Annotated in this window: 11 protein-coding genes; 5 read left to right on the top strand and 6 right to left on the bottom strand. The window is 46.9% G+C overall.

The features are described 5' to 3' along the window. The first annotated feature begins 44 nt into the window (after positions 1 to 44). A complete protein-coding gene (locus QUB06_RS08390) occupies positions 45 to 1,454 on the top strand; it encodes a heterodisulfide reductase-related iron-sulfur binding cluster (protein ID WP_333434906.1) in 1,410 nt (469 codons plus the stop codon). 404 nt (positions 1,455 to 1,858) lie between these two features. Here the strand turns inward: QUB06_RS08390 and QUB06_RS08385 are convergent, their stop codons facing one another. After that, a complete protein-coding gene (locus tag QUB06_RS08385; protein WP_333434905.1) occupies positions 1,859 to 4,090 on the bottom strand; it encodes a hypothetical protein in 2,232 nt (743 codons plus the stop codon). A gap of 345 nt (positions 4,091 to 4,435) precedes the next feature. Between QUB06_RS08385 and QUB06_RS08380 the strand changes: the two genes are divergently transcribed. Continuing rightward, positions 4,436 to 4,588: a hypothetical protein gene (locus QUB06_RS08380; RefSeq protein ID WP_333290599.1), complete on the top strand. Its 153-nt coding sequence runs from the start codon at positions 4,436 to 4,438 to the stop codon at positions 4,586 to 4,588. 483 nt (positions 4,589 to 5,071) lie between these two features. Further along, on the top strand, positions 5,072 to 5,587 hold the full coding sequence (locus QUB06_RS08375; protein ID WP_333434904.1) for a phycobiliprotein lyase: 516 nt from the start codon (positions 5,072 to 5,074) through the stop codon (positions 5,585 to 5,587). Positions 5,588 to 5,726: 139 nt separating this feature from the next. On the opposite strand, the gene QUB06_RS08370 is transcribed toward QUB06_RS08375, so the two are convergent. The 4 genes from QUB06_RS08370 to QUB06_RS08355 form a co-directional block, all read right to left on the bottom strand. Beyond that, positions 5,727 to 6,398 (bottom strand): hypothetical protein, encoded by a 672-nt coding sequence (locus QUB06_RS08370; RefSeq protein WP_333434903.1) that lies wholly within the window; start codon positions 6,396 to 6,398, stop codon positions 5,727 to 5,729. 202 nt (positions 6,399 to 6,600) lie between these two features. Further along, positions 6,601 to 9,129 carry a DUF3769 domain-containing protein gene (locus QUB06_RS08365; protein ID WP_333434902.1) on the bottom strand — a complete coding sequence of 843 codons (2,529 nt, stop codon included), beginning with the start codon at positions 9,127 to 9,129 and terminating at the stop codon, positions 6,601 to 6,603. Between the two features lie 459 nt (positions 9,130 to 9,588). Continuing rightward, entirely contained in the window at positions 9,589 to 9,705 is a 117-nt protein-coding gene (locus tag QUB06_RS08360) for a photosystem II reaction center protein I (protein ID WP_039887172.1), read from the bottom strand. A gap of 78 nt (positions 9,706 to 9,783) precedes the next feature. Continuing rightward, complete coding sequence (locus QUB06_RS08355) at positions 9,784 to 11,781, bottom strand: hypothetical protein (RefSeq protein WP_333434901.1); 1,998 nt, start codon at positions 11,779 to 11,781, stop codon at positions 9,784 to 9,786. A 188-nt stretch (positions 11,782 to 11,969) separates the two neighbouring features. Here QUB06_RS08355 and QUB06_RS08350 point away from each other — a divergent pair, with 188 nt between their 5' ends. Next, positions 11,970 to 15,791, top strand: a complete 3,822-nt coding sequence (locus tag QUB06_RS08350; protein ID WP_333434900.1) for an alpha-mannosidase — start codon at positions 11,970 to 11,972, stop codon at positions 15,789 to 15,791. Positions 15,792 to 15,908: 117 nt separating this feature from the next. Here the strand turns inward: QUB06_RS08350 and QUB06_RS08345 are convergent, their stop codons facing one another. Further along, entirely contained in the window at positions 15,909 to 16,499 is a 591-nt protein-coding gene (locus QUB06_RS08345; RefSeq protein ID WP_333434899.1) for a cytochrome b, read from the bottom strand. A gap of 639 nt (positions 16,500 to 17,138) precedes the next feature. Here QUB06_RS08345 and QUB06_RS08340 point away from each other — a divergent pair. Further along, positions 17,139 to 21,092, top strand: coding sequence for a PAS domain S-box protein (locus tag QUB06_RS08340; RefSeq protein ID WP_333434898.1), 3,954 nt, complete (start codon positions 17,139 to 17,141; stop codon positions 21,090 to 21,092). The last annotated feature ends 4 nt before the right edge of the window (positions 21,093 to 21,096 follow it).

Genomic DNA, 21,096 nt, shown 5'->3' with positions numbered 1-21,096 from the left:
TAAATCCGTTAAATAATCCGTTGCCGAACTTCTTTCTGCCATATATGCAAACTTCAGAAACATCTCAAATTCCCAGCGACGATTTAAGACCTGCCAAAGAAAGCAATTTCCTAGCACAAAATCCCCACTTAGAAACCCTCGAAATCCCAGGTTTCGATGCCAAGAACCCGCCAGATCCGAAATTAATCGATACTTGCGTACATTGCGGTTTTTGTTTGTCAACTTGTCCGAGTTATCGCGTACTTGGCAAAGAAATGGATTCGCCTAGAGGCCGCATTTATTTAATGGATGCAATTAACGAAGGCGACGCACCTTTAAACGAAGCAACCTCACAACATTTCGATACTTGTTTGGGCTGTTTGGCCTGCGTTACAACTTGCCCTTCTGGAGTTCAATACGACAAATTAATTTCCGCAACTCGCCACCAAGTTACTAGAAATCAGGAACGCACTTTTTCCGACAATGTAATTCGCACTCTGATTTTTAATCTCTTCCCTTATCCTCACAGATTGCGGCCTTTGCTTGTACCGCTGTTTATTTATCAAAAATTAGGACTGCCAAAACTTGTCCGCAAAACAGGTTTGCTGAAAAAAGTATTTCCTCGCTTGGCTGCGATGGAATCAATTTTGCCGAAAGTTTCTGTCGATTCTTTCCGGGATAATTTACCAGAGGTAATTCCGGCACAAGGGGAGAAACGCTATCGAGTGGGGGTGATTTTAGGCTGCGTGCAGCGGCTGTTATTTTCGCCAGTTAATGAAGCGACGGTGCGAGTTTTAACGGCTAACGGTTGCGAGGTTGTGGTTCCTAAAAGTCAGGGATGCTGTGCTGCTTTGCCGGAACATCAAGGCCAAGCAGAACAGGCGAAAGCTTTGGCGAGACAAATGATTGATAGCTTTGAAAATACTGGCGTTGATTTTGTGATTATCAACGCTGCTGGGTGCGGTCATACTTTGAAAGAATACGGTCACATTTTAGCAGATGACCCTGATTATCGGGAGAAAGCTGAAAAATTTGCTGCTAATGTTAAGGACGTGCAAGAGTTTTTGGCCAGTGCGGGAATTACAGCGAAACTCAATCCTTTGATTGAGGGAGATTTGACAATTGTTTATCAGGATGCTTGTCATTTGTTGCACGGGCAAAAGATTAGTTTGCAGCCGCGTCAGTTGCTGCAACAAATCCCTGGGGTGAAGTTAAAAGAACCTGTGGATGCGGCTTTGTGCTGCGGGAGTGCGGGGGTTTACAATATGCTTCAGCCGGAGATTGCTGATGAATTGGGTGTGCAAAAGGTGGAGAATTTGCTGAATACTGGGGCGGAGTTGATTGCTTCTTCTAATCCGGGTTGTTCTTTGCAAATTAAGAAGCATTTGGAGTTGCAGGGAAAGAAAGTTACTTTGATGCACCCAATTGAGCTTTTGGATTATTCGATTCGCGGGGTTAAGTTGCTGAGGAAGTAGTTTTGTAGGGCGGGCGGTGTCTGCCCTATTTTCGATGTGCTTTTTTGTGAATGAGATTTTTTACCGCAGAGGGCGCAGAGGGCGCAGAGGAGTGGCGGGTGAAGAGTGGCAAATTTATCGCCCTGATGGCGAACCGTTTAAAGTTATGAGGAGGTTTCTCGCAGCTTGGAACAAGCCCAAAAGCGGGCAGAAAAAGCAGAACAGCGGGCTGCTTTACTGGCAGAAAGACTGCGAGCGATGGGAATTGACCCGGAAAAATTGTAAACTAGATGGGGAAAAGACCGATCGCACTTTTAAATTTTAGCAAAAGTGCGATCGGCATAATGACTAATGACTAATCACTAATGACTAATCACTAATGACTAATGACTAATCACTAATGACTAATGACTAATGACTAATGACTATTTCCCCTCTTCTAACCTCAAAAAATGCACCTGTCCCGAAGCTTCTGCCGCCACAATTGTCACCCCATCAGGTGCAATAGCGCAAGCTTTCAAAGCACTATCTCCCATGAAACTAGCAATTACTTCTCGACTTAACAAATCCCAAACTTTGAGAGTATTATCGTCCGAAACAGAAATTGCCTTTGTTCCCATAGTCGCCACAGATGTTACCGCATCAGCATGACCTGCCAAAGTAAAAACTTCTTTTCTACTTGACAAATCCCAAATTTTCAAATTGTGTTCCCGCCCTCCTGAAATCGCCCATTTGCCATCCGCCGTAACTGCCACAGCATTCACAAAACTCTCATGACCTTTGAGAGTGAAAAGTAGATTTTTGACGGCTAAATTCCATAAATCCGCAAAAATATTCTTTTCTTTCCCCAAACTCCAAACTTTCAGAGTTTGGTCGCCGGAAGCCGAAATAATCCGCTTGCTGTCGGGAGTAACTGCCACAGCTTTTACCCCGTCCTCATGACCTGAAAAAGTAAAAAGTTCCTCTCCTGTTTCTAGATTCCAAACTTTAATAGTTTTGTCTCCCGAACCGGAAATCGCCATCGTTCCGTCTGCAGTCACTGCCACAGAATTTACCCAGTCCGTATGACCCGTGAAAGTAAAGATTTCCTTTCCGGTTTCTAGATCCCAAACTTTCACAGTTTTGTCGCCTGAACCCGAAACTACTCGCTTGCTATCCGGTGTGGTTGCGATCGCTTTTACCCAATCTTTATGACCGGGAATAGTACAAATTTCTTGTCCGTTTTCAAGATTCCAGACTTTAATGCTGTTGTCTCCTGAACCGGAAATCGCTTTCGTACCGTCCGCCGTCACTGCTACAGCATTTACCCAGTCATCGTGACCTGCAAATGATAAATTTTCTTTGCCTCTTTCTAAGCGCCAAACTTTGAGAGTTTTGTCAGAGGAACCAGAAACTATCCGCTTGCCGTCGGGGGTAACAGCCACAGCATTCACTGGGGCGATGTGATTGGTAAAAGTGAAAAGTTCTTCTTTTGTTTCCAGATTCCAAACTTTCAGCGTTTTGTCGCCGGCAGCCGAAATAACCCGTTTGCCGTCGGGACTGACTGCCACAGCTTGAACGAAACTGCTGTGTTTTCCTAAAGTGAAAAGTTGCTTTCTTTCTGACAAACTCCAGACTTTAACAGTTCCGTCGTAACTGCCGGAAATTATTTGTTCGCCGTCGGGAGTAACTGCTACACTTTTTACCCAATCTTCATGACCCGTGAGAGTAAAAAGTTCTTTTCCAGTTTCTAGGTTCCAGACTTTCATGCTGTTGTCTCCCGACCCGGAAATCAACCGTTTGCTATCAGGAGTTACTGCTACGGACTGAACAAAACTGCTGTGACCTTTGAAGTTAAAAATTACTTCCCTGCTTGTCAAATCCCAAACTTTAATACTGCCATCCCAAGAACCTGAAATTACTCGCTTGCCGTCGGGAGTTACTGCTACTGCTTCTACGGCAAAAGTATCGCCTGCAAAGGTAAATATTTCTCTCCCAGTTTCTAACTCCCAAATTTTAATGGTATTGTCCCAAGAACCGGAAATTACTTTAGTGCCGTCGGGGGTGACAGCTACAGCATTGACGTAGGTAAGATGACCTTTGAGGGTGGAAAGTTCTTCTCCTGTTTCTAAGTGCCAAATTTTGAGATTGTGGTCGGAGGAGGCAGAAATTGCCCGCTTGCCGTCGGGGGTGATTGCTACAGCTTGTACCCAGTCTGTATGTCCGGTGAGGGTACGCAGCAATCTCCCGCCGGGAGGAGTAAAGCTGGGCGTTAGCGGTCGCAGCCAGGGGGTTGTTTGGTGTTTTGCCTGTGCTAGCAGTGCTTGAATTTCTGGACTTTCAAAGCACATCAAGCGGGCTATTAGTTGGGTGGGTAGTTGGCTTTTATCTATGGCTAGAATGTGGGCAGACAGCCGAATTGCTTCTTGGATTAATTTGAGTAGGTCGGCTTTTTGGTCTGAGATAATAATATCGGGACTTGTTGCTAAATCGTAATCTTCTATTAGCGCCTGTACTCCCGATGCTGACAGCTTGGCTTTAATAAAATTGTAATCTGTTAGTAAGCTGTATAATTTTTCGGAGTCTGAAGTCGCTGCTAGCTGACTTGGCAGGATTCCCAGGTAGTCCGTCTGTTCAGCAGGCTGCATTTTATCCAGCCATTGTTTAAACTCGGTCATAAATTTACGGATGTGTTTTTTAAATGTATACGATCGCTAGCTGCACCCTACCGAAAAGCCGAGCGAGAATCTTTTCTCTTAGACTTAGCATGACATATTTGAATGCTATATGCTATGGGCTTGCTGTCCTCGGTTTGGTGATGGTTGGATGAATTGCTGGTTTTTTAGTCGGAGTCTGCTTTGAGAATTTTCAAGCAGTGCGATTACAATAAATCGTCGCTAATATAATTAAACTCAGCAACGCCCAATTTACAGATCGATCGACAAAAGATCAGATATATCGTTGCTTTTCTTAACATAGCGGGTATTTGGGCGATGATGGTCGATCGATCAGGGAGCATCTCAATGAAAGCAGCAAAGCTCGAAATTGGAATTAGGAGTCAGGAGTCAGGAGCCAGGAGAAAAGAGTCAGAAGGAAGAAGAAAGAAGTATTTTTGCAAATATGAGATGCTCCCTAGCGATCAACACAGTCAATCGATTTTAGATTTTAGATTTTAGATTAAAGAATTGAAGCCTTGACCCCACGGATAAATACGTTCGGCAAGTGTCATCGGATACAAGTTTTTTATTTCTGGAGGGATGAATCCGGGGGCTTGTATCCTGGATGCTTTCGGTCAAAGCTAAAAAATTTCAGGTATCGCAATCCTATTTAATCTGCGAAAAAGACTTTTTCTAACGAAATATGATGGCGGATGCTGTAATTTTCTGTCAAGTCGGCCGCATCAGCGAGGCAGATGTCCCCCTGGTTGGGTTTCGTACCTCAACGGCATCTGCAATCTGTTTCCCCCAAAGCTCTCAGAAAGCTTTGCAGGTGCGCCCCCTTCCTCTAAAATATAGAAAAGGACTTGCACTCTTAAACCGGGTTTCTAGACAAAATCATTGGTTTGGCCGCTAGTACGCAGGAAGAAACCGGGTTTCTGACTCCATAGCGCGCAAGTCACGATCGCAAATAAAGCAGTATTGACTTTAGAGACAAATTTCATGGATGTTATCGAGTTTTTCGAGTTAAGTGCAGGTAAATGGTTTTCTCAGCGTACCGTACACAATCTCAATTCTGGGGAATTGCAGGCGGGTAAATCCGACCTCAAAATAGAAATACTGACAGCTAGCGATGCAGCAGTCGTCAAACTTTGCCAACAACACTCGATTAACCCGGATTCAACTAAGCTAACTAGCGTTCGGATTAGTTGGGACGGTATTCCCGATCGCGACAAAGCTAAACAAATCGGTTCTACCATACTAGCGATCGTACCAAATCCCGACAATCCAAGCGAAGGCAAAGTGTTGCAAGACAAGGGTAACAGCCGCTACGTGATGGGCGACGACGTGCTGACATTGATTACAGAATCAGACACCCTCCATGCCGAAGAAAGGCTGTGGTATCTCATGCCCAATTTGCGGCTGCGGACTAGCGTTGTTAAGCAAGCTAACGGTACGGAACAAGCTTCTTTTTGTTCGGAAATTCGGATGGGAGTAAGTGCCCCAAGTGAAAAGTGAAAAATAACTATCTATAGCGGTTCTCAAGCGTTGTGAGGTATGGGGGCGAGTCCTATGCCCTATGCCCTATGCCCTATGCCCTATGCCCTATGCCCTATGAGTACCTCATGTTACTGAGAAAGGCTATAGTTCCCCAAGTTTACACTCTATTTCTGCTTTCTCCCTTCTTTCTTCGGCCTTCTCTGGCAATGGCTTTTAACTTGGTATGAAAATCAGTGTGTTTGACAACTGGGAATGATTTTGCCACAGGTTTGTCGGCTAATTTGTGCTCGGCTTCGGCTCGATCGGCGAGGGCGGTAATAGCCACATCTTCATATACTACAAATTCTGTATTTTCTTTTGTGCGATCGTCGGCTGCGGGCAATTTTCCTGTTTCCTGGGCCTCTGTGTTCGGGACTTCTGCATGAAGCGCCACATCCAGTTGCGCCTCTGACGGCAATCGCAAATCTAACTCGGCGACACCAACTTGCGATTCCGGGTTGGAGAAAAGTATATCCTCCTGCGACATTTGATCACCAATTTCCCCGGTTAAATTTTGAGGAAAATTGTTGCATACCAAGCGTTCAAACTCGCGATTGAAATGATAGAGAGGTTCACCTATCCGGTGCCACATACTCAATAGCTGTCCCACAGAAACAGCCTTGTAGCGGCCTTGATAAAGCGCTTCAACCACTGCCAAACGCAGCCAATAGCCGGGATACTTGGTTAGCCATTCACCCGCCAATTTCTCGGCTTTTTTGCCACCTAGGTCAAAACCGTAGTGAACCAGCAGAGCCGCTGCTTGTGCAGATATTGCGGTCACTTCTGTCATGTGTTGTCTGTTGACTGTTGACTGTTGACTGTTATCTGTTGACTGTTGTCTGTTGACTGTTGACTGTTGTCTGTTGACTGTTGACTGTTATCTGTTGACTGTTGTCTTTTGGTTCCAATTACCCAATTACCAATTCCCCATTACCTATTACCTATTACCAATTCCCCATGCCCAATGACCAATGCCCAATTAGCCCATTGAATTAATCGGATAAACGCACTCCTCCATCTACAGTTCGCGCGTCCCCGGAAAAAGGTTCGGGAGTCCCATTCCAGTTGAAGTCGCTAACTCTAAAAGTCAGGCTGCCGACTTGACGCTCAGGATTAAAACGCAAAATGATTGCGTAACTGCGGCGACTGTATTCTAAAGTGTAATTCGTACTGATTGTTTCCCCGCTTTCTAAATTAATAGCACTTTGAAATCCAACTCGAAACCCTCCGTAAACTTGCTGGACAAGCCCAAAAGACAGGACTCTCAAATCTACTAAGCGATCGAATAAAAACGGCGATATACCGTCCCGTCCCACCTGGGTATAAGTCACGTTAAACCCAGTGTAATCGAGGAAAGGGCGGGAGAAATGACCGAACTGCCCTTGAATGCCGACGCTGCCGGCGAGGGAATTTTGTCTGTCGCCACTGCTGTAATAAGTGCCAACTCCCCGGAGTCCCAAGGCCAGTTGCAAGAAAGGAACCACCGGCGACCGCGTATACCTCAAACCTTGGGTGGGAGTGCGGGGCAGGGGTTCGCCCTCCCACAAGCTGAAGCTGCGGCTTAAGGCAAAGCTGAGTTGGGAACGGCCCAGATCGATGCGGTTGTTTTCCCGCACTGGTTCGAGCAAGTCTGCTCGATCGGTGTCAGCATTGATAAATTGATACCCAGCTTGGTAGCTGAGATTGATGCCAGTGCCTCCGAGTGGGATGACTGGAGAAGTGAGGACTGCCCCCAGGCTGCTCTGCACGGTTTGATAGCCCAGAGAACCGTTAAACAGCCGATCGCGATAACTGTATTCTGCTGCCAGAGAGTGAGTGCCGATCAACTGCCGGAGGCGCAAATTGCCCCGAAAGCTGTTTTCCGGCAAATTCGGGAAATCTTCCAAACTCAGAAATATTGCCGATCCGTCCAGCCTGGTGCGCGGGCCGAGACTAGCGCGCAACCTCGCTTTCAGCCCGTAGCTATCGGGAGAAAACGGATTACCGCCGTGCTTTTCCACAACCCGCTGCAGGTAAATTTGGGGTGTCAGGGTTAGCCGCACCGGCCCGTTTTGCAACACCTCAAAACCGCACTCGGCATACAAACCGCCGCGATCCCCTCCGTCGTAACCAAAAGTCAAACACGGGCCGTTTTGCTGCCGGCTGTCAAACACTTGCCTGCGGGGATACACGGGTATTTTCACCCGGTTGTCGAACACCAAGCGGGGTTGAGTTGTGACCAATTCCTCTGCCGTGGGCGAAATCCTTCTAATCGTCGCCCTCCGGGCTCTGTATTCAAATTCCGGCGGGGAAAACGGGTCGTTAGTAAGCCGAATGTTGGTTGCTACTCTCGCGCCGTCTGGCAGCAGTTCGATGCGTTCTGCTTCAAAGCGGATGCGGTTGACGGCACCAGTAATTTGGGGGGCTGCTAGCTGTCCACCGCCACCGAGAGTCACTGTAGCAGCGCCGGGGGATTTGACTCCGCGCAGGGGCTGCTGGCTGGTAATTCGATCGCTCAGCGGCTGTTCGAGAATCGTCCCGGCACTGATATCCGTCGGCAGTGTGGGGGTCAATTCGCTACCTGCTGCGGGCAGGAATATTTCGCCCCTGGCTTGTTCGACTGCGCCGCTGTTGAGGCCGAGATTGAACTCCATCCGCTGGCCGCGCACTACTTGTTGGCCGCGGGTATAGGCGACATTGCCGGATGCTACCACTTGGCGGGTGACTAAGTTGACGATCGCTCGATCGGCATCAATCACAGTTTGCCGGAACCGCACAACGACATTACCAACCGCCGTCACAATTTGCTGCTTGTCGTCGAATTCTTGGCTGTCAGCCTTAACTTCGATAGTATCGGCCGGAGTCACGGGAAAAGGCACCGTCCGCTGAGAAGGGGCGGTGCGGACTCCCGGCGCGGCTGGTTTAGGTTTCGGTTTTGGCGCGGGGGGGGTTCTGGGTGCGGGGGCCGGGCCTGGTGCGGGAATGTCGAACTGCTGTTGTCCGCTGGGTGCTGGTTCCGGGGCGGGTTCTGGAACGGGAATCTCCGCAGGTTCGGGAGGGTTATCTTCTAACTGCCGGCCTTGGGCCTGATACCAACTTTCCTGCTTTCCGGCAACATTTTTCTCCTGTTTTCTCTGCGCCTCTGCGGTTCGTTTTCGATTGCGAATGGCAATGGCATTTTCTACCGAACCCAATTGGTAAGCCGTAAACGAGGAATCTTTCGGAGTTTCCGCAGTTTCGGGTTCTCCCACAGGGGCCCGACGCTGAAATCCCACCACTGCGTCGCCGCTTTCCACCGCTGCTAGGGGGTCGGCGATTTCTGGAGGCTGGTCGGTGGCTGGGGTGGTGCCGAGGAGTGTGGCTGCGGGTTCTGCTGGGGCCGGTGTGGGTTCTGCCTGAACGATATCTGGGCTTGGTTCCGGTATTTCTGCGGGGTTGCTGCGGGTGTCTCCATCGCCGGCCGCGACAGTGAGGGCGGCTTTCTTAGGCTTTGCGATGTAGATGATGCCAGGGGGTTCTGGCGGCGGTACCGGATAGGGCATAGTTAAAACAGGTAAGTCATCCGATTTTAGATTTTAGATTTTAGATTTTAGATTTTATAGGGTGCAAATTATTTATAATTTTGCATCTAGAAGGCAACTGTTTAAACATTAATCTGATATCTAAAATTCCCCGTGGCTTTGGCGCGCCGGAATAGGGCTGCTTTCAGAAGTTGCTTCCGCCACAAGATAACCTCGCTGCTGGTGCGAGGTCAATCGATTTTAGATTTTAGATTTTAGATTAAAGAATTGAAGCATGACCCCACGGATAAATACGTTCGGCAAGTTTCATCGGATACAGGTTTTTTATTTCTGGGTCCTGAGTCTGCTTTCGGAATGAATCCGGGGGCTTGTATCCTGGATGCTTTCGGTCAAGTTTTGTTCAACTAATTTTTGCGGGTTTACCGGCTTGCCGGGGGGCTGCGGTGGCGTGCCCCCCAGCCAGCGGTCGAGATAACTTGTTTATTCCATGTCTCTGCGGTTGGGGTTCCGGGCTGGGTCATTGGACAAAAATCCAAATATGAACAGGGAAACAAAAAATAAAACAACTACATTAACTACGATTTTGAGGGTTAGCACTGTGGGAGTCTCCAAAGATGGCCTAATACTGAGCTGATTTGCTGCTGTTGCCGCAACTTTTTTATCATAAGCTAAAGATTAGTCAATTTTATCTTTGCTTTTGAGGATTTTTGGCAAGTTGATTTTTGCCCAATTCCAGAGTTGCTCGGCGATGTTTTCTAACCGCAGCATGACTTGATCGAGCCATTCGAGCACTTGTTCTAGGGGGTGCTTAATGTATCCCATCGATTCTGCTTTTGTTTCTAAGTATTCGTCTTCGGGTTGGACGCCTGCGCTGTGATTTTTTGGTTCGGCTGCGGCGGGGGTTGCGGGGGTTGCGGGGGTGTATCTGCGGGTTGGCGCGGTGATTGCTGCTGGGGATTGGTTGTTTTGTCGGGTGTTCGGGTTTGTGTTTTTTGGCACTTGGGTTTCCGGCGCGCGCCCTGGGGTTGATTCTGCTGCGAGTGCAGAGCTATTTTTTTGAGTAACTGCTAAATCAGATAAATCAGATGCTGTTTGGGGTTGACTTTTTGGGCTTTGTGTCAACAAGCTCTGTTTTAGCTGCCCCAGCAGGCGGTGAAGTGCTTCGGGGTAAGGGGAGATTGACACTGCGGTCGATCGACCTTCTGGCAATTCTCCTACTTCTGCAATTTGGTGCTTGACTTTTGGGCTAGTTTGTGATATTACGCTTTGACCTTTTGCCTCTGGTTCGGAACTGCCGTCGATTAAATGCTGCGGTGGTGCTTCCCCGAATAAGTCTTGCCACTTCAGCCACGGTCGATCGACCTCTGGGCTTTTTTGCGTGTTTTTTTCCTCTTCTAGCTGTTGCAAATAATACTTAATTGAGAGGGATTTTTCCGTATTATCACTGGCTGCTGTTTCTTTGCCTAGGAGGTGGTCTACTGACGACCAAATAATTCCTTCGATGTTTCGCGCGTATTTTTCCAGGATTTCGCGGGCGGAAAAATCTAAATTGCCGGATGTGCCGGATGTATTAATTTTTACTCCGGGGATTTCTGTTGGTGCGGCGGTTGTTTTTAGCGCTGGCGGTAGGGTTAATTCCTCGATGTTGACGGCGGCGCGATCGAGTAATGTAACAAAGGAGAGAGGATTGCTGACTCGATGCTCGAACTTGCTGTTAAAATTAGTTTCTAGTTTTGGGGTATTGTAGTCGATCGAATTCGATGCTGCAATTGACTGCAGTGCGGTTTTTGCTTCGATCTGGGCGCGGGCTTTTTGGACTATGATGGCATTGCGGTCGATCGATTTTTTAACTGCGAGGATTGATTCTCCAAACTGATTTCTTTTGAGAGCAACCGGACTCGTCTGAAGCCATGCCATCAATTCCCAAAAACGACGCACCGGCGGCAACTGCGCTTTTTTGGCAGCCGATTCCAAACCGAGATTAAATTTTAATTCTTTTTGGGTAATTTCCCGCCGTTCGGGCCCGCTGTTGGCAATTTCCCAAGTTATGCGACCTTCGAGCATTTCCTGCTGTTGGGGTGTCAAAATATCTAATATCTGATTTTCTTTTCCCACCAATACTAAAGTGCGGGCTGGGATAAAACTGGCAATTCCCTCAACTTTCGCTTGCGGTTTTAATTGAGTTTTAGCAAGCGGGTTTTCTAAGACGGAAGTTGTTTGATGCTTGGCGATTTGTCCGCTAAAATTTACGGCCGGGTGTAAATTGTTAGCAGTATTTCCCTGATTTATTAACAGCGGGAAGCTGGCTAAAGTTTTCGCAGTTTGCGACGAGGTTAGTAAATTTTCGGCTAGGTGCAAAATTTCGGCGATCGAACTTTCGTCGGAAGTTTCGCCCTGATACCAATTTTGTTGCCCATCGGGATTTTCGTCACCGCCAAATTCTTGCAGTTCCGGTAAATCTACTTTTTGACTTGATTCCCGCAACTGTCGGCCCAGCAGTCGGGAACTTTGCACCAGCAAATAAGCTGGATAAAGCAGAATTTGGGTGGCGGTGAGAGTTGCTTCTTTAATTTGACGCCAAGTTCGATCGCAATTGTCAGCGACTTGGCGGGACTGTTTCGATATAAAATTTAATAGTCGGCTTTGGTATGGGCCGTAGTAACCGTTGGACATAAGTTTAATTATTGAATTCAGGGAATTGCTAAATATTGCTGTAAAATCAAAGCGAGCTCTTAATCTCCGCTTCAAACCCTCTGAAACCTTTTTCTTCGCGTCCTAGCGCTAACGCGCCGCTTCGCGTAACGCGTCTTCGCGGTTCAATCCGATCTTTGATTCCTACACAAGTTTGATTTTAGCTAAAAATGAGCGCTTCTGTGTCACCTGCTAGCAACAATATTTCTGCCACTGTCGAAAAGTTGCGCCGCCTCAGCCAAGTGGAGGTTCAGTCTGGCTGGAGGTACTGCGATTCTGACTCGGCTGTCTCTTCGGTAAATATTTGTAACAGGCCTGTTGCCGAACTTAACGGGAAAGGACATATTGCTTGGCCGTCTGGGAAGCAAGTTTTGTATTTGGGCCAGAAATTTGTAATTCCTGACAATTTGCACGGCTATCCTGTGGTTGGTTTGCGGTTGCTGCTGGGTTTGACTTGGTGGGCTGAAGATGCTCAAATTTTTGTCAACGGCGAGTTAGTCGGACAGGGAGATTTATTTGATTTTGCCGATCGAGTTTTGTTGAGTTCGTCGGCAAATCCCGGAGATGAATTTTTAGTAATTTTGCGGTTGGTAAGTCCGGGTCACGATAACGGTGCTTTAGTGCGATCGATTTGTTTGTACGAAGCTGCTGACTCTTCTTGTTTTGATCCGGGTTTTGTGGCTGCCGAATTAGAGATTTTGCAAAATTCGCTCACTCAAAATTTAGAAAATGTAAATTCCCAATACCTCTCCACTGAAACAATAGCAAATCGCCCACTGTTTGTCAAGGGGGAAACGCTGAAATCTGAGATTGATTTGGCGATGGATTTGATTGATTGGTCGGCGGTGGGCGATCGCGAAAAGTTCGATCGCTCGCTGTCTGTTTTGCGGCACAATTTACTGGGATATCTGCGGGCTTTTTCTGGGGATTTAGATGAGGGAACCGCAGAGGACGCAGAGGGCGCAGAGGGAGGAAGAAGGGAGGGGGTTTTTGAGGTTGGAGAAAATAGCAACTCTACATCTATATATATAGGAGAAAGTGGTGTCCTGACATTTTTGTCTGGGGATTTAGATGAGGGAACCGCAGAGGGCGCAGAGGGCGCAGAGGGAGGAAGAAGAGATGAGGTTTGTCAGGGTGGAGAAAATAGCAATTCTACATCTATATATATAGGAGAAATTGGCGAGCTGACATCTATATATACAGGTAAAATCTATTTGGTCGGTCACGCTCATTTAGACTTAGCTTGGCTGTGGCCTGTCCCGGAAACTTGGGAAGCGGCAAAGCGAACTTTTGAGTCGGTATTGAAATTACAATCGGAGTTTCCCGATTTAATTTTCTGCCATTCCACTCCGGCGCTTTATGCTTGGATGGAAGAACATCGCCCGGACTTATTTGCTGCGATTAAAAAACAGGTGGTGGCGGGTTGTTGGGAAGTTGTCGGCGGGATGTGGGTAGAACCGGATTTAAACTTGATTTCCGCTGAATCAATGGTGCGGCAAGTTTTTTACGGACAGCGTTATGCAAAAGAAAAATTTGGAGAATTGATGCGCGTAGCTTGGCTACCGGATACTTTCGGTTTTGGTTGGCAATTACCTCAGATTTTGCGGCAAGGTGGAGTTGATTATTTTGTGACGCAAAAGTTGCGTTGGAACGATACAACGGAATTTCCCCACGGTGCGTTTTGGTGGGAAGGGTTGGACGGTACTAAAATATTTAGCATGATGTCTGCTCCAATTGGTGAAGGCATAGAATCTGTGAAAATGGCAAGTTATGCTTTTGACTGGCAAGTTAAGACTGGTTTGCAAGATGCTCTTTGGTTGCCTGGGGTGGGCGACCACGGCGGTGGCCCGACTCGTGATATGTTGGAGGTGGCAAAACGCTGGAAAATGTCGCCTTTTTTCCCGAAGTTGGAGTTTGCCAAAGCGGTTGATTATTTGTCTTTGATCGAGAGTCAGTTTTTGCCGGAAGTTACGGCAACTAAGTCCGAAAGCTATGTTCCACAATCGGACAACCAGGAGAATTTACAGGCGCGAGAATTGTCAAACTTGTCGGCAATTTCCCCAACTAAGTCCGAAAGCGATGTTTCAGAATCGGACAATCAGGAAAATTGGCCAGTTGTCGAAACCGTCGGGAATTTGCGGGCGCGAGAATTGTCAAACTTGTCGGCAATTTCGGATGCAAATCATTCCATCTCACAACTCAAAACTCTGCCCATTTGGAAAGACGAACTTTACTTAGAATTCCATCGGGGTTGCTACACGACTCGCGCCGACCAAAAACGCCAAAACCGCCGCTGCGAAGAATTGCTCTACCAAGCGGAGTTGTTGTCTTCGCTGGCAACGATTTGTACTGGTGCGGTTTATCCGAAATCCGAGTTAGAATCAGCTTGGAAACAAATTTTGTTTAACCAGTTTCACGATATTTTGCCCGGTTCTGCGATCGCCCAAGTCTACGCGGATGCTAATATAGCCTTTGCTGAGGTCGATCGCACTTGTCGCGAAATCCTGCTAAAATCTTTGGATGCAATCTCCACTCAAATTTCTCTGCCGAATCCCCCCCAGCCCGATGCTCAACCGATTTTGATTTTCAATACCCTCAATTGGTCGCGCTCTGAGGTTGTCGCCGTACCGCTTCCCGATTCCGCTGATTCAGCTTGGCAAATTTACGACTTGTCCCGACGGCGACTGACTTCGCAGATTGTCAGGGGCGATCGACTCGAATCGCAATCTAAACTATTATTCTGGGCAAATAATCTCCCTGCCGTTGGCTACCAGGTGTTTTGGCTGTGTCGCGAAGACGCTCAAACTGTGGATAATGCGTCCGCGAGTCCAGAAACTGAAAAAAAGACAGAGTTATCAAAACTTACATACGGTATAGCACAAAAAAACACAGTTAGTCAAGAAACGCCTTTTGCAGCCGCACAAATGGTTTTAGAAAATGAATTTATTCTGGCAACAGTAGACGGCAAAACTGGGGATTTATCCAGCATTTGGGATAAAGTAAATAACCGAGAAGTCCTGAATGCAGCAGGCGGCAATCAACTGCAAGCATTTCAAGACAGCGGTCAATATTGGGATGCTTGGAACATTGACCCAAATTATGAAAAACATCAACTACCAGCGCCGACACTCAAAGATATTTCCTGGATAGCACAGGGAGAAATACGGCAGAGTTTGCGCGTAGTCCGACAAATTGGCAAATCGGAGTTTTGCCAAGATTATATAGTAGAAATAGGTTCGCCGCTGCTGAAAATCAAGACAGTGGCAGATTGGCAAGAAAAGCACGTTTTAGTAAAAGCAGCCTTTGGCTTAAATGTAGAAGCAGATTTTGCAACTTGCGAAATTCCCGGCGGTGCGATCGCACGCACAACCAAGCCGCAAACACCCGCCGAAACAGCCAAATGGGAAGTGCCGATTTTGCGCTGGACTGATATCAGCAATGACGGTTTTGGAGTGAGTTTGCTCAATGATTGCAAATACGGTTGCGACCTTCAGCCAAATCAAATTCGGCTGACATTGCTTCGGGGTTCGACTTGGCCGGATGAACAAGCAGATGTAGGAGTTTCCGAATTTACTTGTGCAGTCTATCCCCACGCTGGAAATTGGCAAGAAGCCGGCACAGTTCGACAGGGTTACGAGTTGAATTTGCCGCTGCTAGTCAAGGTGTTGCCGCAGTTAGGAGAAAATCGAAACAAGAGTTTACCCGCAGTTGGTAAATTCTTGGATTTGTCCGCCGAAAATTTAGTGTTGATGGCATTCAAACAATCGGAAGATGATTCTAATGTCGGGATTTTGCGGTGTTACGAGTGTCACGGTGAAGAGGCAAAGTTGGAATTAAACAGCGATTTGGGTTTGGCGATTAGTCACCCCGTCGATTTATTAGAACAACCCATAAATTTGCCCCAGAAGTCAGACGATGGGACAAGTTTCACAATATCACCGTGGAAAATAGCGAGTTTTGCAGTCAATTTATCATTACCAATTCAGATATAGCGGTTCTCAAAAAAGTGAGGTAGGCCCTATGCCCTATGCCCTATGCCCTATGCCCTATGCCCTATGCCCATGAGTACCTCATCTTTCTGAGAAAGGCTATAGTACCCCATCGCAAATTTATCCCACCTTTTGAGACGTTGGGAACTTAGTGCCAACAAAATTTGTCAACCTGCGCCAATTAGCTCTCACAACTTTCTTCTGATCTAAAATATGCAAAAGTACGAACGCTAAAAATGTGTACGCCAGCCAAAAATGCAAACTCCTTCCCAGCTCAACCATTGCGGAATTCTGCGGAAAGACATCCGGCAAAACAAGGCCGAAAAATTTCACATTGTTACTTTTGAAAGAGTTAGAAAAAAAGAAACCACTAACCGGAACTAGCCACATAAAAACGTACAAAGTTGCGTGCAGAGCAAAATTTTTGTACCATTCCTTGGTAAACTTTGGCAGGCGTTTCGTATATTTTTTCGACCATACCCGGAGGAGAGTTAAAATCCGCCAAGTCAGCAAAGCCATTGTCAGCACGGCTACGGATTTGTGAAAATCGTACAGGGGGCCTCGAATAAACAATTCTCTCGGCAATTGAGCCATAAACGTACCGGTAATAAACAGCACTAAATAGCAAGCTGACATTACCCAGTGTAAGGACATCAGTTGTTTGAACGCAGAATTAAGTCTGGGTTTCGCAGCGGGTTTTACGGTACTCACTCTTTCTTACCTCCTTAGCGTTTGCTGCACAAGATTAAGTATAAACTATAGGACTAAAGCTCGTGGCCGATTGTGCATTATAAGATTTACTTAACTTAAGTATTATAAATATTTATTAAACAGTCTAATTAATTAGATTCACGATCGTCATTCCCAACACAAAACGATCGTACTGGGGTCGATCGCCTCCCAAGCAGTTTTCCTGTCGTGTATCCCCAAAGCCACCGCACTCATCTCACCCGATAATTGCAACCGCCGCCCGGTTCATCCGCAGCCCCGACCAATATCCCAAACCGAATCCGAAGTAGGTCAGTCCCAATACTAGGTATTTGAGTGTTATCGTATATACTTAAAATCAGTGATTGCCGGTTTTTTTTATTGTCTAGGATGCTAAAAGTACAGACTGGGTAATTGCAGCTAAACCTGCTGGCATTGCAACTAGCGGGAAATATCGTCGGCCGACCGTGTACCAGCTACAAACAAACACAGTGGTTGCATTGGGAAGCGAAAATCAGGGTGCTGGACAAGTGGTATTTTTGTTACAAGTTGTAACTTTTTTCAAACAACAGGTTTAATTTAGTTTCACAAAAAAGTTAAATTCCAGAAAGTAAAATTAATTACAGTCGAGTTAAGCTAAAAGTGTTTGCTAAAAAAAGTCATTCAAGCAGCCCCGAAACCAACTATTCTCACTTGCTCGACACGGACGGCGAGTTCGCGACAGCCAAACTTTCGTGCAGCCAACAAGTCGAACAAGATTGGTATGGAACTCTCTACGAGAATTTTCCGGGCATTTACTTCGTTCTCGACGCTTTGGGAAGAGTTTTTTCGCTAAATCAATTCGGCGCGTCTCGCCTTGCCTACAAATCGCAGGAATTAATTTGTCATTCAATCTTTAACATATTTTATTGCCAAGAGCAAGGCAAAATGCAGGCAGAATTTGCCGGATTGGCCCAGCCGGAAAACGGTACGCCAACTCCAAAAATTGCCTGTTGGGAAGGCTGCTTGACTTGCAAAGACGGCAGGATTATGAGGGTAAAAGCAACCGCGCGCCCAATGCCGGCGGTAGATTGGAAAATAGAGGAAAATACTAATGGTCGCTCAATTGCGAATTTCCAACGGCCGGCTATACTGTTAGTTTGCGAAGAAATTAAGGCTGCTTCGGAGTCGCCCACGTCGCCCAACCAGAGAGGAAATTGGCGCAGTCCAACTTTAGCGATCGCAAAATTAGCCAAAAGTCAACTTAAAGAACGCCACAATATAGAAGGCTTCATCCGCGAAGTAACAGAAACCGCTGTTAGTATTGTCAACTGCGATCGAGCCAGTATTTGGCTGTATGGCGAAGACAAAACGCAACTTCACTGCATCGACCTTTACGAACAAAATACTAAACTCCATTCTGTACAAATAATCATCACAGCAGCAGACTGTCCGGCATATTTTCAAGCTTTAAAATCGGCAAGTGCGATCGCTACTGTGGCCGCAGAAAATGACCCCAGAACACGAGAACTTGTCGGTCTTTATTTGCTCGATCAGGGTACGACTTCCCTGTTAAACGTACCGATTGTGCTAGCAGGTCAAAGGTTGGGAATAGTCAGCATAGAACGCCAGGGTTCCGACGGTGATTGGACGGAAGAAGAACACGAATTTACCCAAATATTAGCAGATTTTGTATCCTCAAGTTTGTCAGCTAGCGAAAAGTTAAAATTAGAAGCACTGCGGCACGAACAGCAGCAAAACTTGCTGACCCAATACTACGATCAACTAGAAGAAAGAGTAGAAAGACGCACTGCTGAACTCAAAAAAGCTAACCAAAAACTGCAAAAAGAAATAATTAAAAGAAAACAAGCAGAAGCCGAACTTCGCCTGCAGCAACAAGAACAGCAAATTATTTTTGATTCCGTGCCGGCGATGATTTGGCTCAAAGATACCGAAAGTCGCCTGCTGCGAATTAATCAAGCCGCGGCTGCATCGAGAGGTTTGCCCGCAGCTCAATTAGAAGGTAAATCTTTTTATGAAATCTATCCAGACGAAGCAGAGCAATATTATTTAGAAGATTTGGAAGTAATCAATTCTGGCGTTCCCAAGCAGGGGCAAGTCGAACTATTACCAACAGCATCGGGTCAAAAATGCTGGGTGCGGACAGATAAAATACCTTACCGCGATGAAACAGGTAAAGTCGCTGGCGTAATCGTGTTTGCAGTAGATATTACTGATTTAATTAGAGTCGAAAAAGAACTGCGAGAATATCGAGATCGCCTCGCACAAAAAGTCGAAAAACGTACTGCTATGTACAGGCAAGCCATGACCGCTTTGTACTCGGCAAATACGCAATTGCAACAGTTAATTAACAACCGCTATTCCTCTGGCGAAAATGGCAGCAGCCACTCAGCAGATCGCTTGCTCGAATGCGAAGCTTATTTTGAAGCAGTTGCCGTGGCTGACCGCGATACAATTTTGAGCGTCAGCAGTAATTTTGCGGAACTTTTCGGTTACGAACCTGCGGAAATGGTGGGAATGAGCTTGCTGGAACTACTGTCCCCGAAATCATACAAACAGGCGTCGCAAATGATTTCTGCAGCCAGCAATACAGTCTGTGAAACTATTTTTCTCAAGCGAGATGGAACTGCTTTTCCTGCTGACGTTCGCAGCAAATTCGTATTTTGGGAAGGTCGTTTAGTCCAGGTGAAAGCAGTCCGAGACCTCACAGAACGCAAATTGATCGCAGCAGAATTAGAGCGATCGCGCTCTCTGCTACACGCTACCTTAGAAGCAACGGCAGACGGCATTCTCGCCGTTACTACCGCCGGAGAAATGATTAGTTATAACGAAAAGTTAGTTCAAATGTGGGGAATTTATGAAGAAGTTAGAAACTCAATGGATAGAACGGTGCGGCTGGCATTTCTCACTAAGCAAGTTAAAGATCCGAGAGCTTTTTTGCAGAGAGTTAAAGAATTTTATAGCGATGCGGAGTCGGAAGGTTGCGATATTCTAGAATTTAAAGACGGTCGCACTTTTGAGCGCTACACGCAGCCAATTCGAGTCGGACAAAATATTATTGGCAGGGTGTGGCGCTTCCGCGATATTACCTCTCGCGAAAAGGTGACGGCAATGTTGGGAGATTCTCAAAGGCGCTTTCGGGCAATTTTTGATTCTTCTTTCCAATTTGTGAGCTTATTGAAACCGGACGGCACTCTGCTGGAAGCTAACCAAACTTCTCTGGATTTTGCGGGAATTAAGCTACGGGATGTTGCAAATAAACCGTTTTGGCTGTTGCCTTGGTGGGGAGATTCTGAGGAAGTTAAGGAACAGTTGCAAGAGGCGATTTCTCGATCGGCAAAAGGTGAATTTGTCCGCTATGAAGTGGAAGTTCAAGGTGTAAATCGAACCGCAACTGTTGATTTTTCTCTCAAACCGGTCGCGGATGAAACTGGCAAAATAGTATTGTTGCTGCCGGAAGGTCGGGACATTACTGAAAGTAAGCAAGCCCAAGTCGCGCTGCGGCAACAAATAGAACGGGAACGTTTGATCGCACAGATTCAATCGCGCATCCGTTCTTCTCTAGATATCCAAGATATTCTCAACACTACAGTAGCGGAAGTGCGGGAGTTTTTGGTAACAGATCGCGTGCTGGTTTTCCGCTTCCGACCCGACTGGAACGGAGATGTGGTGGTGGAGTCGGTTGCAGAAGGATGGATGCCACTCAAGGGGATGGGAATTGAGGATTGCTGTTTTGCCACTACTTACATCGGACAGTATTTAAAGGGCCGCATTCGCGCCATCGAGGATGTTCATGCTTCTAATTTGAGCGAGTGTCACCTTAATTTTTTGGAGGCGTGTCAGGTGAAGGCAAATTTGGTGGTGCCGATTGTCCAACAGGGAATAGAACCTAGGGAAGGTAACGGTTCTTGTCAAGTGCCGAAGTTGTGGGGTTTGCTGATTGCCCACCACTGTTCGGCACCCCGCCAGTGGCAGCAGTTTGATGTGGATTTGCTGAGTCAGTTGGGCACTCAAGTTGCGATCGCGATCGAACAATCTTTACTTTACCAGCAGCTAGCTGCTGCCAACCAGCGACTGGACGGGTTGGCGAATTTGGACAGTCTGACTCAACTAGCTAACCGCCGCCGTTTTGACGAGGTGATCAACCGGGAATGGGAGCAGTCGAGCTCTTCGGAACCGCTATCTTTGATTCTGTGCGACATTGACTGTTTTAAACTTTACAACGACAATTACGGCCACCAAGCCGGGGATGCTTGTTTGCAGCAAGTGGCGCGGGCGATCGGGGATGCTTGCACAAACGCACCCCCAGAACGCCTCTATTTGGCTGCTAGGTACGGCGGCGAGGAATTTGGGGTTATTTTGCCAAATACGGATATCGTGGCTGCACAGGCTGTTGCTGAGGGAATCCGCAGCCGCGTCAAAGCCTTGGCAATTCCCCACATCAAGTCTGTTGTCGGCGATTATGTGACTCTCAGCTTGGGGGTGGCGACGATTTCTGAAGGTCAAAACTCGCCGAAAATGCTGATTGAAGCTGCTGATAAGGCGCTTTATGCAGCTAAGTCTGGCGGGCGCGATCGAGTGGCGATTAGCCAGTAATTAT

Source organism: Microcoleus sp. D2_18a_D3, from assembly GCF_036702455.1.
Taxonomy (GTDB): domain Bacteria; phylum Cyanobacteriota; class Cyanobacteriia; order Cyanobacteriales; family Microcoleaceae; genus Microcoleus.
This window is presented reverse-complemented; position numbering and strand designations above follow the sequence as displayed.